Below are 17,792 nucleotides of genomic sequence, written 5' to 3' on the forward strand. Positions count from 1 at the left end.
ACCTATAGCGACGGGTCTTCGGCCATTCCGATCGGTGAATGGAAGAGGGCCCAGACGACTTTTCCCGCCCCGGTGAGCGGATGCCAGCCCCAGGTCTCGCTGTAGGACTCCACCAGGTGCAGCCCCCGTCCGGACTCCGCGACGAAGTCGGGCGTCCTGGCCACCGGACCGATGGCGCTGGGGTCGCGTACGGCGCAGACCACCCGTGAGGTCCAGCGCACCAGACTGAGATGGACCGGGGCACCGCCGGTGCCGGGGGGTACGCCGTAACGCAGCGCGTTGGTGACGAGTTCCGAGGCGACCAGCTCGATGCTCTCGAAGAGTGGTGCCAGATCCCAGCGCTGAAGTGTCGCCCGGGTGAATCTCCGGGCGTCGCGGACGGCTTCGAAGCGTCCCGGCAGCTCGCACGTGGCGCCGCTGGACGCGGCCAGGCCCCCGGGGGCGAGCACTCCATCCCATAACGGCTCAAGCACAGTTGCGGCCTCAGTCCTCATGCGCGCCCACTGGGTATCTGCACGAACCCCATGGTCCCCAACGCCCACACGGTATGCAAGGGCGAATGCACGTGCAGATGCAAGGAATGATGCACGTGATGTTGCTGTGTGACCGGGTGAGTACTCAACGCAGCGCAACCGTGGCAGACTGCTGACGACCTAGGGGCGGAGCGTGACGTAAATGACCACAGGGCAGCCGGGAGGCGGGTCCATCGTGCGACGTATTCTGCTGGGAGCTCAGCTGCGGCGGCTTCGCGAAGCGGGAGGAATCACCCGTGAGGCCGCCGGTTATTCGATCCGCGCGTCCGAATCGAAGATCAGCCGCATGGAGTTGGGACGCGTGAGCTTCAAGGAACGGGATGTTGCCGACCTCCTGACCCTCTACAACGTGGTCGACGACGAGGACCGCGCGGCCCTCCTCGGGCTCGTACGCGAGGCGAACGTGGCCGGCTGGTGGCACGGGTACGGGGACGTCCTCCCGGCCTGGTTCCAGACGTATGTGGGTCTCGAGGAGTCCGCCTCACTGATCCGGACCTTCGAAGTGCAGTTCATCCACGGCCTGTTGCAGACCGAGGACTACTCCCGTGCGGTCGTCGAGCTCGGCCACCCCGGCGCGGCCACGTCCGAGATCGAACGCCGGGTCGGCCTGCGGATGGAGCGGCAGAAGCTGCTGGTCTCGGAGCGGGCACCGCACTTCGTCGCCGTCATGGACGAGGGCGCGCTGTACCGGCCGTTCGGCGGACGGGACGTCATGCGCGGGCAGTTGAGCCATCTGATGGAAGTCGCGCAGCAGCCGAATGTGACGGTCCACGTCCTGCCGTTCGAAATCGGCGGCCATGCGGCGGGCGGCGGTGCGTTCACCCTGCTGCGATTCCCGGAGTCCGACCTGTCGGACCTCGTCTATCTGGAACAGCTCACCAGCGCGCTGTACATCGACAAGCGTGAGGAAGTGGACTTCTACGACAAGACCATGGAAAGGCTCTGCGTGGACAGTCTTTCCGCCGAGCGTTCGCTCGAGCGACTCCGCAAGATCCATCAACAGGCTTGATACGAAGGTAATATGACGCCGCATCACTAACGCGTGCCGCATCGGCCACCGCGAAAGGGATAAAGTGTCGTACTTCTCCGAGTTGGCTCTTCAGTACATCGACGGTGAGTGGCGCTCCGGCTCCGGCTCCTGGGACATCGTCGATTTCAATCCCTACAACGGGGACAAACTCGCCTCGATCACGGTGGCGACGAAGGCCGAGGTGGACCAGGCGTACCGGGCTGCGGAACGCGCTCAGACCGCCTGGGCCGAGACCAACCCGTACGCCCGCCGGCTGGTCTTCGAGCGCGCGCTGAAGGTCATCGAGGAGCGCGAGGCGGAGATCACCGAGGCGATCATCGCCGAGCTGGGCGGCACGTATCTCAAGGCCGGCTTCGAGCTCGCCCTCACCAAGGACATGCTGCGGCAGTCGATGCAGCTCGCGCTGCACCCCGAGGGGCGGATCCTGGCGTCCCCGGTGGACGGCAAGGAGAACCGCCTCTACCGGAAGCCGGTCGGCGTCGTCGGGGTGATCAGCCCGTTCAACTTCCCGCTCTTCCTCGGTCTGAAGTCCATAGCCCCGGCGCTGGCGCTCGGCAACGCCGTGGTGCTCAAGCCGCACCAGAACACCCCGGTGGTCGGCGGCACGCTGATCGCGAAGATATTCGAGGAGGCGGGCCTGCCGGCCGGTCTCTTCAACGTCGTCATCACGGACATCGCCGAGATCGGCGACAGCTTCATCGAGCACCCGGTGCCCAAGGTCATCTCCTTCACCGGTTCCGACCACGTGGGCCGGCACGTGGCCACGGTCGCCGCCTCGCACTTCAAGCGGACGGTGCTGGAGATGGGCGGCAACAGCGCGCTCGTCGTCCTGGACGACGCCGACCTGGACTACGCGGTCGACGCCGCGGTCTTCAGCCGCTTCGCCCACCAGGGCCAGGTGTGCATGGCGGCCAACCGGGTGCTGGTGGACCGCTCGGTGGAGCAGGAGTTCACCCGGAAGTTCGTCGCGAAGACCGCCTCGCTGATCGTCGGCGACCCGGCCGACCCGGCCACCCAGATCGGCCCGCTGATCAACACCCTCCAGGCCGAGCGCATCACGGCCGAGGTCGCACAGGCCGTCGAGGCGGGCGCCACGGCGCTGCTGCTCGGTGAGGCCGACGGCGCCGTCGTGTCACCGACCGTGCTCGGCGACATCCCCGCGGAAGCCGCGATCCTGCGCCGTGAGCTGTTCGGCCCCGTGGTCCTGGTGGTGCCCTTCGATGGTGAGGAGGAGGCGGTCCGGATCGCCAACGACACCCCGTTCGGGCTCAGCGGCGCCGTCCACACCCGGGACATCGAGCGTGGTGTGCGCTTCGCCCAGCGCATCGACACCGGCATGATGCACGTCAACGACGGCACCATCGCGGACGAGCCGATCGTGCCCTTCGGCGGTGAGAAGGCGTCCGGTGTGGGGCGGCTCAACGGCGATGCCACCGTGGACGCGTTCACGACCGTGAAGTGGATCTCCATCCAGCACGGACGCAGCCGGTTCCCGTTCTGACCCGCGCTCCGATCGCTTTCTGACCAGCACTCCGACGTCCGGTAGCCCGGCTCATCACGGTCGTCAGATCGATCTTCACTCCAACGGGTGAAGATACGTATCTGTTCCGGGCTACCGCCTCCCGTGTGCGAATTCCCGCCGGATACGGTGACCGTAGGTCACCCAGGCCCCGGTGGTCGCTCGCACGGTCGACCGCGGGAGGGGACACCGGTGCAGGATGATGCCCGCAGTGATCCGCCGATCGGCCCGCCGAATCTGGTCCCCCCGGCCAATCGGTATGCGCGCACCTACCGGATCGACGCGTTCACCGTCGTGGAGCTGCGCGGTGAACTGGACATCGACACCGCGCGGTTCGTGGCTCCGCATCTGGATCTCGTCTCCGGCGGTCCGCCCCCGCTCCGGGTCGTCGTCGATCTGTGCCCGCTGGAATTCGTCGACTGCTACGGCCTGTCCCTGCTCTGCCGTGCCCGCCGCCGTGTCCAGGTCCGGGGCGGGGAGCTGAGAACGGTCTGCGACCGCCCGTCGACGCTGCGGCTGCTGCGGTTGACCGGACTGGCCGAGGCCTTCCACCCGGTGCCGAACCTCGCGCGCGCCATGGGGGGTTGAGCGCAGCTCGCCCCGGTAGCGGGTCCTGAGGAATGGTGTTTGCCTGAGATGGTCCGAATTGGACACCTTTCAGGAGGAAATGGCCATGTCCAAGCACACAGCCCGCAGCGCCCACTCCAAGGGCATGAGGCATACCGAGCAAGTGGATGCCGCGCAGGCGAAGCACCGCGCCAACGAGGTGCGGGAGAACCTGGACGCTTTCGAGTACACCGAGAGCCCCGAGGCGGAACGGCAGCACGCGCACGAGCCCCAGGAGTAGCGGCCGGTGCGTGAGGGGCGGGCCCGCGACAGGGCCCGCCCCTCATCCGGTCGGCGGACATCCGAGTGCGGGAGCGGACAAACCGGGTGATCCTGTGCCGGACAGCTCAGCGGGCGATCGGAGGGTCATCAGCATGGCGTCGATGGATGTTCCGGCCGGCGGGAGAGACGCGGCGAAAGCCGCTTCGCCGGCCACCAGCGCGGCGCGGGTGCCCGGCAAGCAGTACATGTCGTGGCTGACGCTGGCGTTCATGACCACCAGTTCGGTGGCGAGCCTGCGCGCGGCGCCGTCCATGGCCGTCTACGGCCTCGCCGCGGTCTTCCTCTACGTCGTGCCCGCGATCGTCTTCCTGATCCCGACGGCGCTGGTCTCGGCCGAGCTGGCGTCGGGCTGGAACGGCGGTGTGTACCGCTGGGTGAGCGAGGGGCTGTCGAAGCCGATGGGCTTCCTGGCGGTGTGGTGCCAGTTCGCGATGACGATCTTCTACTACCCGAGCCTGCTGGCCTATGTGGCGAGCACCTTCGCGTACATCATCGATCCGCGGCTGGCGAGCGACGGCCTCTATGTGGCCATCGTGATCGTGGTGCTGTTCTGGACCGGTGTCTGGGTCTCCTCGCGCGGCACGAAAGCCGTGGCGGGCCTGGCGAGCGGCGGCCTGATCATCGGCACCCTCATCCCGGGTGCGGTACTGGTGATCCTCGGCTTCGTCTTCCTCGGCCAGGGCAACCCCTCGGCCGCGCCGATGGACGCCTCGCACATCCTGCCGCAGTGGACCGGACTGGCGAGCCTCGTGCTGATCGTCAACAACTTCCTGTCGTACTCCGGCATGGAGATGAACGCGGTGCACGTCTCCTCGCTGCGGAACCCGGACAAGGAGTTCCCGAAGTCGATGTTCACCGCGATGGGCCTGGTCCTGCTGATCTTCATCCTGCCGGCCCTGGCGGTCAGCTGGGTCGTCCCGGCCCATGACCTGAGCCTGACAGCGGGGGTCATCCAGGCCTTCGACGCCTTCTTCTCCTACTTCAACGTCGGCTGGCTCACGCCGGTGTTCGGCGTGATGCTCGTCGCGGCGGCGCTCGGCGGCATGCTGACCTGGCTCGCCGGACCGTCCAAGGGGCTGCTGCTGATCTCCCGGCAGGAGGGCTATCTGCCGCCGTTCCTGCAGCAGCTCAACAGGTTCGGCGTCCAGCAGAACATCCTCGTCGCGCAGGGCCTGATCACCACCGTCATCGCGCTGCTCTACGCGTTCATCCCCAACGTGTCCAGCGCGTACTGGATCTTCTCCGTCATCACCACGCAGATCTACCTGATCGTCTATCTGCTGATGTTCGCGGCGGCGATCCGCTTGCGGAAGACCCAGCCGGACCATCCACGCGGCTACCGGGCGCCCGCGCTGCACGTGCTGTGCGTCGTCGGCCTGCTGTCGTCGCTCGCGGCGCTCGTCATCGGCTTCGTGCCCTCCTCGCAGTTCGGCGGCGGCAGCGTCCTCGCCTACGTGGGCATCGTCACGTCCGGGCTCCTCCTGCTGGGGCTGCTGGTGCCGTACCTGTTCTACACACTGCGCAAGCCCAGTTGGCGCCAGCACGTGGACGAGAACCCGGCAGAGGCGGGAGTCGACGCATGAAGCGCACCGCGGGGAACATGAAGCGCACCCTGATGGCGTCCGAGCACCGGTGGATCTACATCGGCTCGATCGTGCTGCTGGTGGTGTTCGCCGTCATCGGGATCATCCAGTACACGACCCTGCGCGAGACGGCCAAGGCCAACGACAAGGCCGACCAGCTCTCCAAGCAGCTCGCCGACGCCGGCTATCCGGTGCCCGACCACGACCTGATCGTCCGGACCCTGGGCGACGACGGCGCGTCGCTGTGCAGGGACCCGGGCAACGCCCTGGTCAAGGCCCAGGCGAAGGCGGCCCTCGTCAACGGCGCGAGCGGTCCCGGTACGCGCCCGGTCATCGCCGACAGCGAGGCGATCAGCGCGGCCTCGCTGGCCGTCTCCGTCTACTGCCCGGACAAGCTCGGTGAGTTCGAGAAGGCGTACGGCGGCCTCAAGTACGACGACACCGTCAAGAAGTGACCGCCGCCGCAACCCCGCACCCTCCAGGAGCCGTGTGATGTCCGACGACCTCAAACAGCGCATCAGCGGCCTGATGCCCCGCGCCAAGGCCGATCTGACGGAGCTGGTCGCCATGACCTCGGTGGCCGACCCCCGCCAATACCCGGTGGAGGAGTGCCACCGCACCGCGCAGTGGGTAGCGGACGCCTTCACCGAGCTGGGCTTCACCGACATGCGGCTGGCCGACACCATCGACGGCAGCAAGGCCGTGCTCGGCCACCGGCCGGGCCCGCCCGGCGCGCCGACCGTGCTGCTCTACTGCCACTACGACGTGCAGCCGCCGCTCGACGACGCCGCCTGGACCAGCCCGCCCTTCCGGCTCACCGAGCGCGACGGGCGCTGGTACGGGCGAGGCACCGCGGACTGCAAGGGCAACATCGCCATGCACCTCACGGCGCTGCGGGCGCTCGGCGACGACATCCCCGTCACCCTGAAGTTCATCGCCGAGGGGTCGGAGGAGCAGGGCACCGGCGGCCTGGAGGACTTCGTCCCCAAGAACGCCGAGGAGCTGCGCGCCGACGCGATCCTGGTCTGCGACACGGGCAACGCGGCCGTCGGCGTCCCCGCCGCGACCGTCACGCTGCGCGGGCTCGCGAACGTCGTGGTCACCGTCACCGCGCTGGACTCCGAGATGCACTCCGGGATGTTCGGCGGTCCCGCCCCCGACGCGCTCGCCGCGCTCATCCACATGCTGGCGTCGCTGCGCGACAGCCGGGGCAACACCACCGTCGACGGCCTGGACAACACCAGGACGTGGACCGGCGAGGGGTACGACCCGGAGCAGTTCCGCACCGACGCGCACATGGTGGAGGGCACCGAGCTGCTCGGTGACGGCACCGTCTCCGACATGCTGTGGGCCCGCCCGGCCCTCACCGTCCTCGGTATCGACTGCCCGCCCGTCGTCGGCTCCTCCGCCGCGATCCAGGCCACCGCCGCCGCCCGCCTCAATCTGCGGGTGCCGCCGGGCACCGACCCGCGCACGGCGCAGGACGCGCTCGCCGCGCACCTGGAGAAGGCCGCGCCCTGGGGGGTGCGGGTGGAGATCGAGCGGGAGTCGTCCGGTGCCCCCTTCGAGGCCGTCACGACGGGGCCGGCCTACGCCGCGCTGGGCGCGGCCATGGAGGAGGCGTACGGCAAGCCCATGACGACCCTCGGGCAGGGCGGCTCGATCCCGCTGTGCAACGTCTTCGCGGACACCTACCCCGATGCCGAGATCATCCTGATGGGCGTCGAGGAACCGCTGTGCCTCATCCACGCGCCGAACGAGAGCGTCGACCCGACCGAGATCGCGAACATGGCGCTGTCCGAGGCGCTGTTCCTGCGGAGCTTCGGGAAGAAGAAGTAGCCGCGGCGGGAACGGATCACGCCGCGGAGCCGGCCACGGTCGGCGCTACCGGTGGGGCCGGGGTACCCAGCCGCCGGGCCACCGGCTCCTCCTGCGCGATCACATGGCCGACGCAGATACCGATCGTGATGACGGTGAAGAGCACGATCAGCCAGGACAGCAGGACGAAGAGCGACCCGAACGGGCCGAACTGCCGCAGGCTGCGGTCGACGGCCCCCGGCATGTAGATCGCCGACCACGCGACGACCCCCAGGACGCCCGCCGACACCAGCATCGCCCCCGGCAGCAGCGGCAGCCAGGGGATCCGGGAGCCCAGCAGGAAACGCTGGGTCCACCACCACAGGAGCGTCCCGGAGAGGAGCTGCAGCGGGACGCCGAGGGCCGTGCCCACGCCGAAGCCGTCGTGCAGCGGGCCCTGGAGCAGCAGGTCGACGAGCCAGACCACCCACCGCCACGCGACCAGCCGGGCGCCGGCCCTGGGCATCCGCCAGGCCCGTTCGCAGGTCCGCTGCAGGCCGTCGCCGAGAGGAGGGTGACGATGATGCCGACGATGCCGATGGAGTTGGTCTCGGTGGTGTCGTCGGCCGCGTAGACCTGCCGGACCTGGTCCAGCGCGTCGTGGTGCAGCCCGAGGACGGAGTGCAGCGAGGAGACGAGCTGGTCGCGGACGCCCTGGGGCGCGAACGCGGCGATCACGAAGAGAGCGGGCAGGGCCCCCAGGAAGGCCTGGGCGGCCAGCCGGGTGGCGCAGTCCAGGACGTTCACCGCGGTGAACTCGTGGACGAGCCGCCCGATGAAGGGGGCCCTGCGCAGTACCCGGTCGAGCACGGTCACGGGCGAGGGGGGTCCTCGTAGTACCGCTGCTCGTAGACGCGCTCGGATTCGTAGCGGCGGTCGGTACGCCGGCGGCGGCCGAAGGCCAGCAGCATGCCGATGAGAAGGCTCGCGGCTCCGCCGAGCATGCAGATGGTGCCCAGGACGCCGATGTCGATCCACTGGGTCTGCCAGGTGATCGCGTATCTCAGGATCGCCCCGATGATGATGAGGGCGAGCCCACCGGCTGCGGTCATGTCGAGGTCCCTTCCGGGGCATGGACGGCGTCGGTCGTCACCGGCTCTCCGCCCAGCCTGCGGGGCCCGGCCTCCGCTGTCCTGTCGGGAGCCGTCACGTTGGGCCGTTGGGGGACCGGAATGTCATAGTCTGAATGCAGACAAATACTCCCAAAGTTATGCTGGCGATCCGATTCCGGTAGCGGACTCGGACACCGCACCCAGGAGAGGACGGACCGTGGGAATCGGACCCGTCGAATACCTTGTCGTCGCATTTCCCGGCAGCCGGTTCACCGGCCGCATCGCACCCGCGCTCGCCGACATCGTCGCGTCCCGCACCGTACGGATCCTCGACATCACCTTCGTCCGGCGGGAGGAGGACGGGACGATCGAGTGTGTGGAGCTCCAGGACCTCGACCCCGACGACCTGGTCGCCTACGACCCGGTGGAGGGCACCATCGCCGGGCTCTTCAACGACGCGGACATCCAGGCGCTCGCCCGGAGCGTGCCGCCGGGCAGCTCGGCGGCGCTCATCGTCTGGGAGGACCTGTGGGCGGTACCGCTCACCGATGCCGTCCGCGGTGCCGGCGGGATCACCGTGGCCCACGAGCAGATCCCGGCGGAGATCGCGGAGCGGGCTCTCGCGGAGGCCCGCTGACCGTCCGCCCGCCGGTCCGACGACTCGGAAAGGACGTCCTGACATGCCGTTTCGCAGAGGAGCCATGAACCGCAGGGGGCCCGGGCTGCTGGGTGCCGTCGCGCGCACCGCCGTGGTGGCCGGCACCGCATCCGCCGTCAGCGGCCGGGTGCGGCAGCACCAGCAGGAGAAGTTCGCCGGGCAGGAGGCCGAGCAGGCCGCGCAGGCCCAGGCGGCGCAGCAGCAGCCCGCCGCGCCGGCGGCGCCCGGCGACGACACCATCAGCCGTCTGGAGCGGCTGGCGGGACTGAAGACCCAGGGAATCCTCACGGAAGAGGAGTTCGCCGCCGAGAAGGCGAAGATCCTGTCGGGTTGACCGGCGGGAAACGCGACACCCCGGAGTACGGATATGCCCGAACAGGACCGGCCGTCCGACGGCGGCGAGCTCCCGGGCACCGGCACGCCCCGTACCGGTCTGGCCGAACGCCTCGCCCTGAACCACATGGGCAGTTTCGACTGGGACCTCAGGATCGGCACCCTGGAGCTGGACCCGGCCGCCCTGGAGGTCTTCGACCTGCGGCCGGAGGAGTTCAACGGCCGGCCCAACTCCCTGTACAGCCGGGTGACGCCCGAGGACGGCGCCCGGCTCGACGCGGTACTCAACCGGGCCCTGCACGAGCGGGCGTCGTCGTACGGCATGTACTTCCAGGCGTTCCTCCGGGACGGCACACCGCGCTGGACGCACACCCAGGGCCGCATCCTGCGCGACGAGGACGGCAAGGCCGTGCGCGTCATCGGCATCGTCCGTGACGCCACCGCCGAACTCACGCACTCCACCTTGCTGCGGACCCTGGAGGAGGACCGCAAACGCCAGACGTCCATGGTGGAACGGACCACGCAGGCCCTGTCGCGCGCCGTCACCGTCGACGACGTCACCGCCGCGCTGACCGGCAGCGGCGGGCTGGAGCGGTTCGGGGCCGACGGCCTCGCGCTGGGGCTGGTCGACGGCAGCATGCTCAAGATCATCGCGCTCACCGGCCGGTCGATGGAGGTCCTGTCCGACCTGCGGCTCACCCGGATCGACGACGACCTCCCGCTGTCCGAAGCGATCCTGAAACAGCGCCCGCGGTTCGTCAGCTCGCTGTCGGAACTCGCCGACCGCTACCCCCGGCTGCGGCCCTACACAGGGGAGATGGAGATCGAGGCGGCGGCCTACCTGCCGCTGGTGGCCCAGGCGCGCTCCATCGGCGGCCTCTGCCTGTTCTACCGGGACCGCACCCACTTCACCGCCGAGGACCGCAACCTCTGCCTCGCCCTCGCGGGCATCGTCGCCCAGTCGCTGCAGCGCGCCATGCTCTTCGACCAGGAGCGCGAGTTCGCCACCGGGCTGCAGGCCTCGATGCTGCCGCGGCGGATCCCCGAGGTCACCGGTGGGGAGATCGCCGTGCGCTACCACGCGGCCTGGAGCGGCCGGGAGGTCGGCGGCGACTGGTACGACGTCATCCCGCTGCCGCAGGGCCGCATCGGTGTCGTCGTCGGCGACGTCGAGGGCCACGACACCCACGCCGCGGCCATGATGGGCCAGCTCCGGATCGTGCTGCGCGCCTACGCCGCCGAGGGCCACGCCCCTTCCACGGTGCTCGCGCGTGCCTCGCAGTTCCTCGCCGAGCTCGACACCGAACGCTTCGCCACCTGCACCTACGCCCAGGTCGACCTGGCCACCGGCGACGTACGCGTGGTGCGGGCCGGCCACCTCGGGCCGCTGATCCGGCACACCGACGGGCGGACCGGCTGGCCCAACGTCCGCGGCGGACTGCCGCTCGGCCTGGCCACCCACTTCGAGGACCACGAGTACCCGGAGACCCGGCTGGACCTGGTGCCGGGGGAGACCCTGCTGCTGTGCACCGACGGGCTCGTCGAGCAGCCGGGCAAGGACATCGGCGAGGGCATGGACGAGCTCGCCGACGCCGTACGGCACGGACCGCACGGCGCGGCCGCGCTCGCCGACCATCTCTCGGACGGCCTGTGGGCCCGGCCGGGCGCGGAGGACGACATGGCGCTGCTCCTGCTGCGCCGGGCGCCCGACCCGGGCACCGCCAAGGCCCCGCGCATCCACCAGTACGTCCACCAGGCCGACCCGGAGGGGTTGGCCGAAGCCCGCGCGGTGCTGCGCCAGGCGCTGTTGGACTGGGGTGCGGGCGAACTGGTCGACGATGTCGAGCTGGTGGCCGGCGAACTCCTCACCAACGTTCTGCTGCACACCGAGGGTGGTGCCGTGATGACGCTGGAGATCGTCCCCTCGGTACGGATCAAGGGGCCCCGCCGGGTGCGGCTGGCCGTCCAGGACCGTTCCAGCGTCTGGCCGCGCCGCAGGACCCCGGGCGAGGCCGCGACCTCGGGCCGCGGTCTGCTGCTCATCGACTCCCTCGCCACCCGCTGGGGCGTGGAGCCGCGCGGGGAGGGCAAGTCGGTGTGGGCCGAGTTCCGGTGGCTCCCGGAGGAGGACCGGCCGGAGGCGGGTTCCCCGGCACCCTGACCCCGGCGCGGTGGTTCCCGGCTGTCGGCGTCAGAAGGCCGTCGGCGTCAGAAGGGTTCGTGCACGCCGGGCGGCAGGCCCGGCAGTCCCGACGGGCCCGCCCGCTCCTGGAGGTACAGGGCGCGGAGCACGATCTCGGTCGCGAACCGGGCGTCGGGATCGGAGAGTTGGTCGCCGAAGGCACGGTCGAGGATCCGCATGCGGTAGCGCACGGTCTGCGGGTGCACTTCGAGGAGTTCGGCCATCTGGGCGGCGGTGCCGCGGGTGGTGAGCCACGTGCGCAGGGTGTCGACGAGCCGGGTGCGCTGGGTTGGGGTGAGGCCGACGAGCGGGCCGAGGTGCTTCTTGCTGAGCTGGTTGATCAGGGCGGGGTCTCCGAGGAGCCATAACGGCAATAAGTGGTCCTCGCACAGCACCACCGGCCGGTCGTCGATGATCCCGGCGTCGGCCAGTGCGAGGGTCTGCCGCGCCCAGCGCAGCGAGTCCGCCGCGTCCCCGAGCGGGGTGGTCAGCCCGACCGCCGCCCGGCTGCCGGTCAGCGCGGTGTCGAGGGCCGCGCGCCGGACGTCGTCGAGCGGGCCGGGGACCAGCAGATGGGGTTCGGGTCCCGACAGGTCGACGAGGATGTCGCGGTCCAGGGCCGCCCGCGTCAGCTTGGACTCCGGGCCCAGGGCGACGAGCGTCACCTCGTCCGGCAGCGGCCACGCGGCGTGCTCGGCGAGTTCGGCGATCGCGGCGAGCGAGACGGACGGGGTGGCCAGAATCAGCCGCAGCACCCGGCGGCGGCGGTTGTCCGGTTTCTCACCCAGCTCGGCCATGGCTTCCAGATAGCCCTCGCGGGAGAGCGACGCGAGCTCGCCGACATAGGCGAACAGCGAGTCGGCGAAGGTCATCATGACGGAGGGCGGGAGCTTGTAGCGCTCGGAGACCTTCATCGCCCGGCGCAGCCCGACCCGGGCGCCGATCCGGTACGCGGCCTGCAGGCTGTCCAGGCTGCGGCCCTCGTACGCCTCGAAGCGGCCGAACCTGCGGCACATGTCGTCGCGGAGCGTGGAGGTCGTGGAGGGGGCGGCGATCTGGTCGACGAAGGTGGCGATGTTCTGCTCGATCCCGATGCGTATCGCCTGCCCGTAGGGCCCGTCCAGAATGTGGGAGTACTCCGGTAACGCCCCGATGATCTCGGCGGACATCTCCTGGAAGAGGCTGGGCAGTTCGGGCCACATGATCGCCGCGAGCTCCTGCGGGATCGGTCGCAGCGGCTCGGCCGGTCCCGCGGCCCGTCTCGCTCCGGACACGCTCGTCCCCCCTCAACTAGGCGGCGCAGGGTGGGGCATCGGACATGCCGGGAGTGACGTACGACACGTCGTAGCTCGTCGAAACATAGACCAACGGCGGCCGGAGCGCAGCACCCAGGGGCCGTAAACGTGCACGGGGCATGTGACCGGCGGCCGGTCCCCGGGGTGCGTGCGTGCTCACTTCCGGACAGTTCTCAGCCGGAATTTATTGCTCCAGAGATAAGAAAATACTCGGGAGTAAGGTCGTTCTCCCAATCTCTGACTGGAGTATTGCGCCACCCTGTTACCGATGCGTAACGTGCCCATTCGCAAGGGCAGCCGAATTCATTCGGTGCCGCGTTCCAGGTATTGAGCCGCAGTCGCAATCCCCGCCTGAACAGCGTGGATCGCGGTTAATCAGGTACGCCAACTCCTTGAAAGGATCAGCCCGTGCGCAAGCTGACCAAGAGCACCATCGTCGTCGGTGCGGCCCTCGCCGCCGCCGTCGGATTCTCCACCTCTCCCGCCTCCGCGGCCGGCACCTGGACCGTGACCGGCGGTGGCTCGTTCACAGCGGTGGCGACCAGCCCGATCCTGACGGACACCAACACCGGCACCCAGCTCAAGTGCACCAAGTCCAACGCCGCCGGCAGCGCCGCGAACGGCACCGGGCTCTCCGGTACCGCCATCGCGAGCATCTCCTCCGTCACGTGGACCAGTTGCTCGGGTCCCGCCGGCATCTCCTTCACCGTCACCGCCCAGGGCCTGCCCTGGAAGCTCAACGCCGCGACGTACTCCGCGGGCGTCACCACCGGCACCATCACCGGCGTCAAGGCCCACATCAGCGGTCTGTGCAACGCGGACTTCAACGGCCCGACGGCCGGCAGCACCGCCACCCTCACCGGCAAGTACACCAACTCCACCCATGTGCTGACGGTCAGCGGCGGGAACCTGAAGGCGTACAACGTCTCGGGCATCTGCCTCGGTCTGATCAACAACGGCGACAGCGCCGTCTACAGCGCCAACTACGTCCTGAGCCCCGCCACCCTGCAGATCACCTCCCCGTGAGCCAACCCGCTGTGCGGACCCCGGCCCGGAGCCACGGGCCGGGGTCCGCACAGCGGAGCGCGCGCCCAGCGGCGCCCGGCTGCTCACCGGTACTCAATGGAATACAAAGCTCCGCTCCGCATTTATCACTCAGTGACAAGAAATCCGATGGCCGCGAGATCGCGGAACATTCCTGTGTTCGATCACTTGTCCTCGTTATTACCCGCACGTAGTGTCCTGCGTCCCGACCGAGTTCGTGATTCCCCGCAGGTATGCGCCGAGCCAGTCCGAGGAGTGCCGCAATGAGGGGTGCAGGTGTTCCACGCCGTACGGTGCGGCTGGCGGGCCTCGCGGCGGCGGCGCTCGTGGCGGGGCTGTTGTCCGGATCCGGCTCCGCGGCGGCCGGACGGGACGGACCGCTGACGATGGCCTACCAGTGCGCCTTCCCCGGCGGCGATCAGCCGGTGCACGTCGTCCTGACCCAGCTCTTCCCGGACACCGGGGCGGTCAACAGGCCGATCCAGCCCGGTGATCCGACCATGGCGGTGACGGTGCCCCGCGCCGCCGTCGACGGGCTCGTGCCGGACACCACCGGAACGCTGGCCGGCACCGGAAGTCTCACCGCCCGTGTCACCCAGGGCACTTCGGCCGCCGACGCCCCCTGGCCGGGACTGCGGGCCCCCGCCGTTCCGGTGGCCGGCAAGGACGACCTGGTGCTGACGTTCAAGGGCGAGGTGCCGCCGGTGACCGTCACCGCGGCGGGCGAGGTGAGCTTCGGCGCGGGTGCGCTGGCCCTGGAGCTCACACCGGGCAAGGCCGCCGCGACGGACGCGACGCCGTCGCCCGTACCGGCCACCGCCGCCCCCGTGAAGGTGGCGTGCACTCCGGAGGCCGGGCAGAACACGCTGCTGGGCGCGGTGCCGGTGCCCGTACCGGACCCCACCCCGTCAGGCTCCCCTTCATCCCCACCCTCTTCATCGGCACCGGCCTCACCGTCCTCCCCCACGACGCCTTCCGCCCCCGGTACGTCGGCGGGTACCTCACCGGGTGCGTCGCCCAAGCCGGGCGCGCCGCACAACAGCACCATCAAGGTCGAACCGCCGGTGCATTCCGGCACGTACGACTGCGACGTACTGCCCAAGGGGAAGCTGGACTTCGATCACATTCCGCTGAAGGACGAGCAGGATGCCGGCGCGACGGTCACCGAGACCACGTTCGATCTCGGCTCGTGCGCCTACGCGACCGGATTCTCCAACGTCCACAAGCTCAGCGGCGCCGCCGTCATCAATGACGCGCACAGCGCCAAGGGCCCGTCCCTGACCTACATCAACATGAACGTGCGGATGGCGGTACAGCCGAATCCCCCGCAGTACTACGAGTTCGACTCGCTCGGTTCGATGACGCTGCCGGTCGCCGATTCCACGTTCCTGACCTACGGATTCGTGCCCACGACGGCGAAGATGGCGCTCACGCCCGATCCGGTGAAACCGCTGCTGACCATCGTCACGACGGGTACCAACTTCGTCGAGCAGAACGTCATCACCACGATCCACGGATATCAGTGGCTCCGGCTCTACGACGTCAGGATCAACGGCACACCGCTCGATGTGGGACCCAACTGCCGCACCAGGGCGCCGATCCAGCTGGCGCTCGTCGGGCTGCAGGACGCGCACATGCCCGGCGGCGGTGACGGCAAGCCGGACTACACCATTCTCGACGGCGGGCCGCTGCACCAGGAGAACCTGACGATCCCCGCCTTCACCGGCTGCGGGACCCACGGCGAGAACCTCGACGCGCTCTTCACCGCGGCGGTGTCCGGGCCGGGGAACTCGCTCAACCTCAACCAGGGCACGCTCTGCGCGCCCTGGGCCGGACTCGGCTGCGACGCCTCGACCGGTACCGAGATCCAGATCCCGCCGCTGCCGCACCGCTGACCAGTCCGCCACCGGCGCCGCGGACGGCGCCGGCCAACCATCCCGGGAGGTGCAATGGGAATCGAAGTGGTCGTCGAAGGCCTCACCAAGTCGTTCGGCAGTCAGACCGTCTGGCAGGACGTGACGCTCACTCTGCCGCCCGGTGAGGTCAGCGTGATGCTGGGCCCCTCGGGTACCGGAAAGACCGTGTTCCTGAAGTCGGTGATCGGGCTGCTCAAGCCCGAGCGCGGGCGGGTCATGGTCAACGGCGTCGACATGGTGAACAGCCCGGAACGCGATGTGTACGAGGCGCGCAAGCTCTTCGGCCTGATGTTCCAGGACGGCGCGCTGTTCGGGTCGATGTCCCTCTTCGACAACATCGCCTTTCCGCTCCGCGAACACACCAAGAAGAAGGAATCCGAGATCCGCCGCGTCGTGATGGAGCGGATGGACATGGTCGGACTCCTGGGCGCCGAGGGGAAGTTACCCGGCGAGATATCCGGCGGCATGCGCAAGCGCGCCGGACTGGCCCGCGCGCTGGTGCTCGATCCGCAGATCATTCTCTGCGACGAGCCGGACTCCGGGCTCGATCCGGTCCGCACCGCGTACATCTCGCAGCTGCTCATCGATCTGAACGCGCAGCTCGACGCGACGATGCTGATCGTCACGCACAACATCGACATCGCCTCCACCGTGCCGGACAACATGGGCATGCTCTTCCGCCGCCGGCTCGTCGCCTTCGGCCCGCGCGAGGTGCTGCTGACCAGCCAGGAACCGGTGGTGGCGCAGTTCCTCGGCGGGCACCGGGCCGGTCCGATCGGGATGTCGGAGGAGAAGGACGAGGCCACGATGGCCCTGGAGGAGCGGCACGGCGTCACCGGGAGCAGTTCGGTGCCCCGCACCATCGAGCCACAGCTGGAGCCGACCCCCGGGCTGCCGGTCCGGCGGGCGGTACTGCGCCGCAGGGAGCGGGTGCTCGGTCTGCTGGACACGCTGCCGCCGGCCGCGCGGCACGCGATCGAGTCCAGCTTCGACCGCACCGGGCACGTCGTCGCCGGGCAGGCCGCACCCGCCGGCCGCGCGGGCGGAGGGCCGTCATGACGGCTCCCCCGCTGGATCCGCCCCTGGATCCCGCACCCGCGCCGCAGCCCGCGGCGCCTCCCGTGCGGCGGCCGGTCCCGGGGCTGGGCGCGCTGCGCGAGACCGGCCGGCTCTTCTCGCTCGCCGTGACGACGGTCGGCGCGATGTTCCGCAGACCGTTCCAGGTCCGGGAGCTGATCGAGCAGTTCTGGTTCATCGCGAGCGTGACGATCCTGCCCGCCGCCCTCGTGTCGATCCCGTTCGGCGCGGTGATCGCGCTCCAGGTCGGATCGCTGACCCAGCAGCTCGGCGCCCAGTCGTTCACCGGCGGCGCCAGCGTGCTGGCCATCATCCAGCAGGCGAGCCCGCTGATCGTCGCCCTGCTGATCGCGGGCGCGGGCGGTTCCGCGATCTGCGCGGACCTCGGGTCGCGCAAGATCCGCGAGGAACTGGACGCGATGGAGGTCATGGGCGTCTCGCCGGTGCAGCGCCTCGTCGTCCCCCGGGTGCTGGCCGCGATGTTCGTGGCGGTGCTGCTCAACGGACTGGTCTCGGTCGTCGGCACGCTCGGCGGCTACTTCTTCAACGTGATCATGCAGCACGGCACGCCGGGCGCGTATCTCGCCAGCTTCTCGGCCCTCGCCCAGCTCCCCGACCTCTACATCAGCGAGCTGAAGGCGCTGATCTTCGGCTTCATCGCGGGCATCGTCGCCGCCTACCGGGGCCTCAATCCGCGCGGCGGTCCGAAGGGCGTCGGCGACGCGGTGAACCAGTCGGTGGTCATCACCTTCCTGCTGCTGTTCTTCGTGAACATGGTGCTCACGGGGATCTATCTGCAGATCGTCCCCGCGAAGGGATCCTGAC

18 protein-coding genes are annotated in these 17,792 nt (G+C 69.6%); 14 read left to right on the plus strand and 4 right to left on the minus strand.

Annotated elements, in window-relative coordinates; genetic code table 11:
• Positions 1-2: 2 nt before the first annotated feature.
• Entirely contained in the window at positions 3-494 is a 492-nt protein-coding gene (locus tag O3W51_RS01055; protein ID WP_138351261.1) for an ATP-binding protein, read from the minus strand.
• Between the two features lie 181 nt (positions 495-675).
• On the opposite strand from O3W51_RS01055, the gene O3W51_RS01060 reads away from it, so the two are divergent.
• The 7 genes from O3W51_RS01060 to O3W51_RS01090 all read left to right on the plus strand — a co-directional run bounded on the left by O3W51_RS01060 (position 676) and on the right by O3W51_RS01090 (position 7,392).
• A complete protein-coding gene (locus O3W51_RS01060) occupies positions 676-1,542 on the plus strand; it encodes a helix-turn-helix domain-containing protein (RefSeq protein ID WP_269282930.1) in 867 nt (288 codons plus the stop codon).
• A gap of 64 nt (positions 1,543-1,606) precedes the next feature.
• On the plus strand, positions 1,607-3,064 hold the full coding sequence (locus O3W51_RS01065; protein WP_269282933.1) for an aldehyde dehydrogenase family protein: 1,458 nt from the start codon (positions 1,607-1,609) through the stop codon (positions 3,062-3,064).
• Positions 3,065-3,274: 210 nt separating this feature from the next.
• Complete coding sequence (locus tag O3W51_RS01070; RefSeq protein WP_244809299.1) at positions 3,275-3,670, plus strand: anti-sigma factor antagonist; 396 nt, start codon at positions 3,275-3,277, stop codon at positions 3,668-3,670.
• An 85-nt stretch (positions 3,671-3,755) separates the two neighbouring features.
• Positions 3,756-3,929, plus strand: coding sequence for a hypothetical protein (locus O3W51_RS01075; protein ID WP_164294656.1), 174 nt, complete (start codon positions 3,756-3,758; stop codon positions 3,927-3,929).
• A 133-nt stretch (positions 3,930-4,062) separates the two neighbouring features.
• Entirely contained in the window at positions 4,063-5,553 is a 1,491-nt protein-coding gene (locus tag O3W51_RS01080; protein WP_138351264.1) for an APC family permease, read from the plus strand.
• Positions 5,550-6,008 (plus strand): hypothetical protein, encoded by a 459-nt coding sequence (locus O3W51_RS01085; protein WP_232484885.1) that lies wholly within the window; start codon positions 5,550-5,552, stop codon positions 6,006-6,008. Before O3W51_RS01080 ends, O3W51_RS01085 begins: the two co-directional genes overlap by 4 nt.
• Positions 6,009-6,045: 37 nt before the next feature.
• Positions 6,046-7,392 carry a dipeptidase gene (locus O3W51_RS01090; RefSeq protein ID WP_187144952.1) on the plus strand — a complete coding sequence of 449 codons (1,347 nt, stop codon included), beginning with the start codon at positions 6,046-6,048 and terminating at the stop codon, positions 7,390-7,392.
• Between the two features lie 16 nt (positions 7,393-7,408).
• On the opposite strand, the gene O3W51_RS01095 is transcribed toward O3W51_RS01090, so the two are convergent.
• Together O3W51_RS01095 and O3W51_RS01100 are read right to left on the minus strand one after the other, a co-directional pair.
• Positions 7,409-7,876, minus strand: a complete 468-nt coding sequence (locus O3W51_RS01095; RefSeq protein WP_232484886.1) for a hypothetical protein — start codon at positions 7,874-7,876, stop codon at positions 7,409-7,411.
• A 346-nt stretch (positions 7,877-8,222) separates the two neighbouring features.
• Positions 8,223-8,462: a hypothetical protein gene (locus O3W51_RS01100; protein WP_269282948.1), complete on the minus strand. Its 240-nt coding sequence runs from the start codon at positions 8,460-8,462 to the stop codon at positions 8,223-8,225.
• Between the two features lie 217 nt (positions 8,463-8,679).
• Between O3W51_RS01100 and O3W51_RS01105 the strand changes: the two genes are divergently transcribed.
• The 3 genes from O3W51_RS01105 to O3W51_RS01115 all read left to right on the plus strand — a co-directional run bounded on the left by O3W51_RS01105 (position 8,680) and on the right by O3W51_RS01115 (position 11,614).
• Positions 8,680-9,099: a DUF6325 family protein gene (locus O3W51_RS01105; RefSeq protein WP_187144953.1), complete on the plus strand. Its 420-nt coding sequence runs from the start codon at positions 8,680-8,682 to the stop codon at positions 9,097-9,099.
• A 64-nt stretch (positions 9,100-9,163) separates the two neighbouring features.
• Positions 9,164-9,454, plus strand: coding sequence for an SHOCT domain-containing protein (locus tag O3W51_RS01110; RefSeq protein WP_138351267.1), 291 nt, complete (start codon positions 9,164-9,166; stop codon positions 9,452-9,454).
• Positions 9,455-9,487: 33 nt separating this feature from the next.
• Positions 9,488-11,614 (plus strand): SpoIIE family protein phosphatase, encoded by a 2,127-nt coding sequence (locus O3W51_RS01115; protein WP_269282953.1) that lies wholly within the window; start codon positions 9,488-9,490, stop codon positions 11,612-11,614.
• Positions 11,615-11,661: 47 nt separating this feature from the next.
• On the opposite strand, the gene O3W51_RS01120 is transcribed toward O3W51_RS01115, so the two are convergent.
• The gene (locus O3W51_RS01120; RefSeq protein WP_244809300.1) at positions 11,662-12,909 is read right to left on the minus strand and encodes a helix-turn-helix domain-containing protein; all 1,248 of its coding nucleotides are present in this window, start codon (positions 12,907-12,909) and stop codon (positions 11,662-11,664) included.
• A 429-nt stretch (positions 12,910-13,338) separates the two neighbouring features.
• On the opposite strand from O3W51_RS01120, the gene O3W51_RS01125 reads away from it, so the two are divergent.
• From O3W51_RS01125 to O3W51_RS01140, 4 genes are all read left to right on the plus strand, one after another.
• Positions 13,339-13,956 carry a hypothetical protein gene (locus O3W51_RS01125; RefSeq protein ID WP_138351269.1) on the plus strand — a complete coding sequence of 206 codons (618 nt, stop codon included), beginning with the start codon at positions 13,339-13,341 and terminating at the stop codon, positions 13,954-13,956.
• Positions 13,957-14,237: 281 nt separating this feature from the next.
• Complete coding sequence (locus O3W51_RS01130) at positions 14,238-15,869, plus strand: DUF6801 domain-containing protein (protein WP_269282958.1); 1,632 nt, start codon at positions 14,238-14,240, stop codon at positions 15,867-15,869.
• Between the two features lie 54 nt (positions 15,870-15,923).
• Positions 15,924-16,949: an ABC transporter ATP-binding protein gene (locus tag O3W51_RS01135; protein WP_164294650.1), complete on the plus strand. Its 1,026-nt coding sequence runs from the start codon at positions 15,924-15,926 to the stop codon at positions 16,947-16,949.
• Entirely contained in the window at positions 16,946-17,791 is an 846-nt protein-coding gene (locus O3W51_RS01140; protein WP_138351271.1) for an MlaE family ABC transporter permease, read from the plus strand. The genes O3W51_RS01135 and O3W51_RS01140 overlap by 4 nt, the downstream gene beginning before the upstream one ends.
• Position 17,792: the final 1 nt, after the last annotated feature.

The organism is Streptomyces sp. H39-C1, assembly GCF_027158125.1.
GTDB lineage: Bacteria > Actinomycetota > Actinomycetes > Streptomycetales > Streptomycetaceae > Actinacidiphila > Actinacidiphila fildesensis.

Excerpts from the sequence above, each read along its gene's own strand:
- O3W51_RS01095 (WP_232484886.1), bottom strand. The coding sequence starts at position 7,876 with ATGCCCAGGGCCGGCGCCCGGCTGGTCGCGTGGCGGTGGGTGGTCTGG.
- O3W51_RS01115 (WP_269282953.1), top strand. The coding sequence starts at position 9,488 with ATGCCCGAACAGGACCGGCCGTCCGACGGCGGCGAGCTCCCGGGCACC.
- O3W51_RS01055 (WP_138351261.1), bottom strand. The coding sequence starts at position 494 with ATGAGGACTGAGGCCGCAACTGTGCTTGAGCCGTTATGGGATGGAGTG.
- O3W51_RS01100 (WP_269282948.1), bottom strand. The coding sequence starts at position 8,462 with ATGACCGCAGCCGGTGGGCTCGCCCTCATCATCATCGGGGCGATCCTG.
- O3W51_RS01090 (WP_187144952.1), top strand. The coding sequence starts at position 6,046 with ATGTCCGACGACCTCAAACAGCGCATCAGCGGCCTGATGCCCCGCGCC.
- O3W51_RS01135 (WP_164294650.1), top strand. The coding sequence starts at position 15,924 with ATGGGAATCGAAGTGGTCGTCGAAGGCCTCACCAAGTCGTTCGGCAGT.
- O3W51_RS01075 (WP_164294656.1), top strand. The coding sequence starts at position 3,756 with ATGTCCAAGCACACAGCCCGCAGCGCCCACTCCAAGGGCATGAGGCAT.
- O3W51_RS01130 (WP_269282958.1), top strand. The coding sequence starts at position 14,238 with ATGAGGGGTGCAGGTGTTCCACGCCGTACGGTGCGGCTGGCGGGCCTC.
- O3W51_RS01140 (WP_138351271.1), top strand. The coding sequence starts at position 16,946 with ATGACGGCTCCCCCGCTGGATCCGCCCCTGGATCCCGCACCCGCGCCG.
- O3W51_RS01060 (WP_269282930.1), top strand. The coding sequence starts at position 676 with ATGACCACAGGGCAGCCGGGAGGCGGGTCCATCGTGCGACGTATTCTG.
- O3W51_RS01110 (WP_138351267.1), top strand. The coding sequence starts at position 9,164 with ATGAACCGCAGGGGGCCCGGGCTGCTGGGTGCCGTCGCGCGCACCGCC.
- O3W51_RS01080 (WP_138351264.1), top strand. The coding sequence starts at position 4,063 with ATGGCGTCGATGGATGTTCCGGCCGGCGGGAGAGACGCGGCGAAAGCC.
- O3W51_RS01085 (WP_232484885.1), top strand. The coding sequence starts at position 5,550 with ATGAAGCGCACCGCGGGGAACATGAAGCGCACCCTGATGGCGTCCGAG.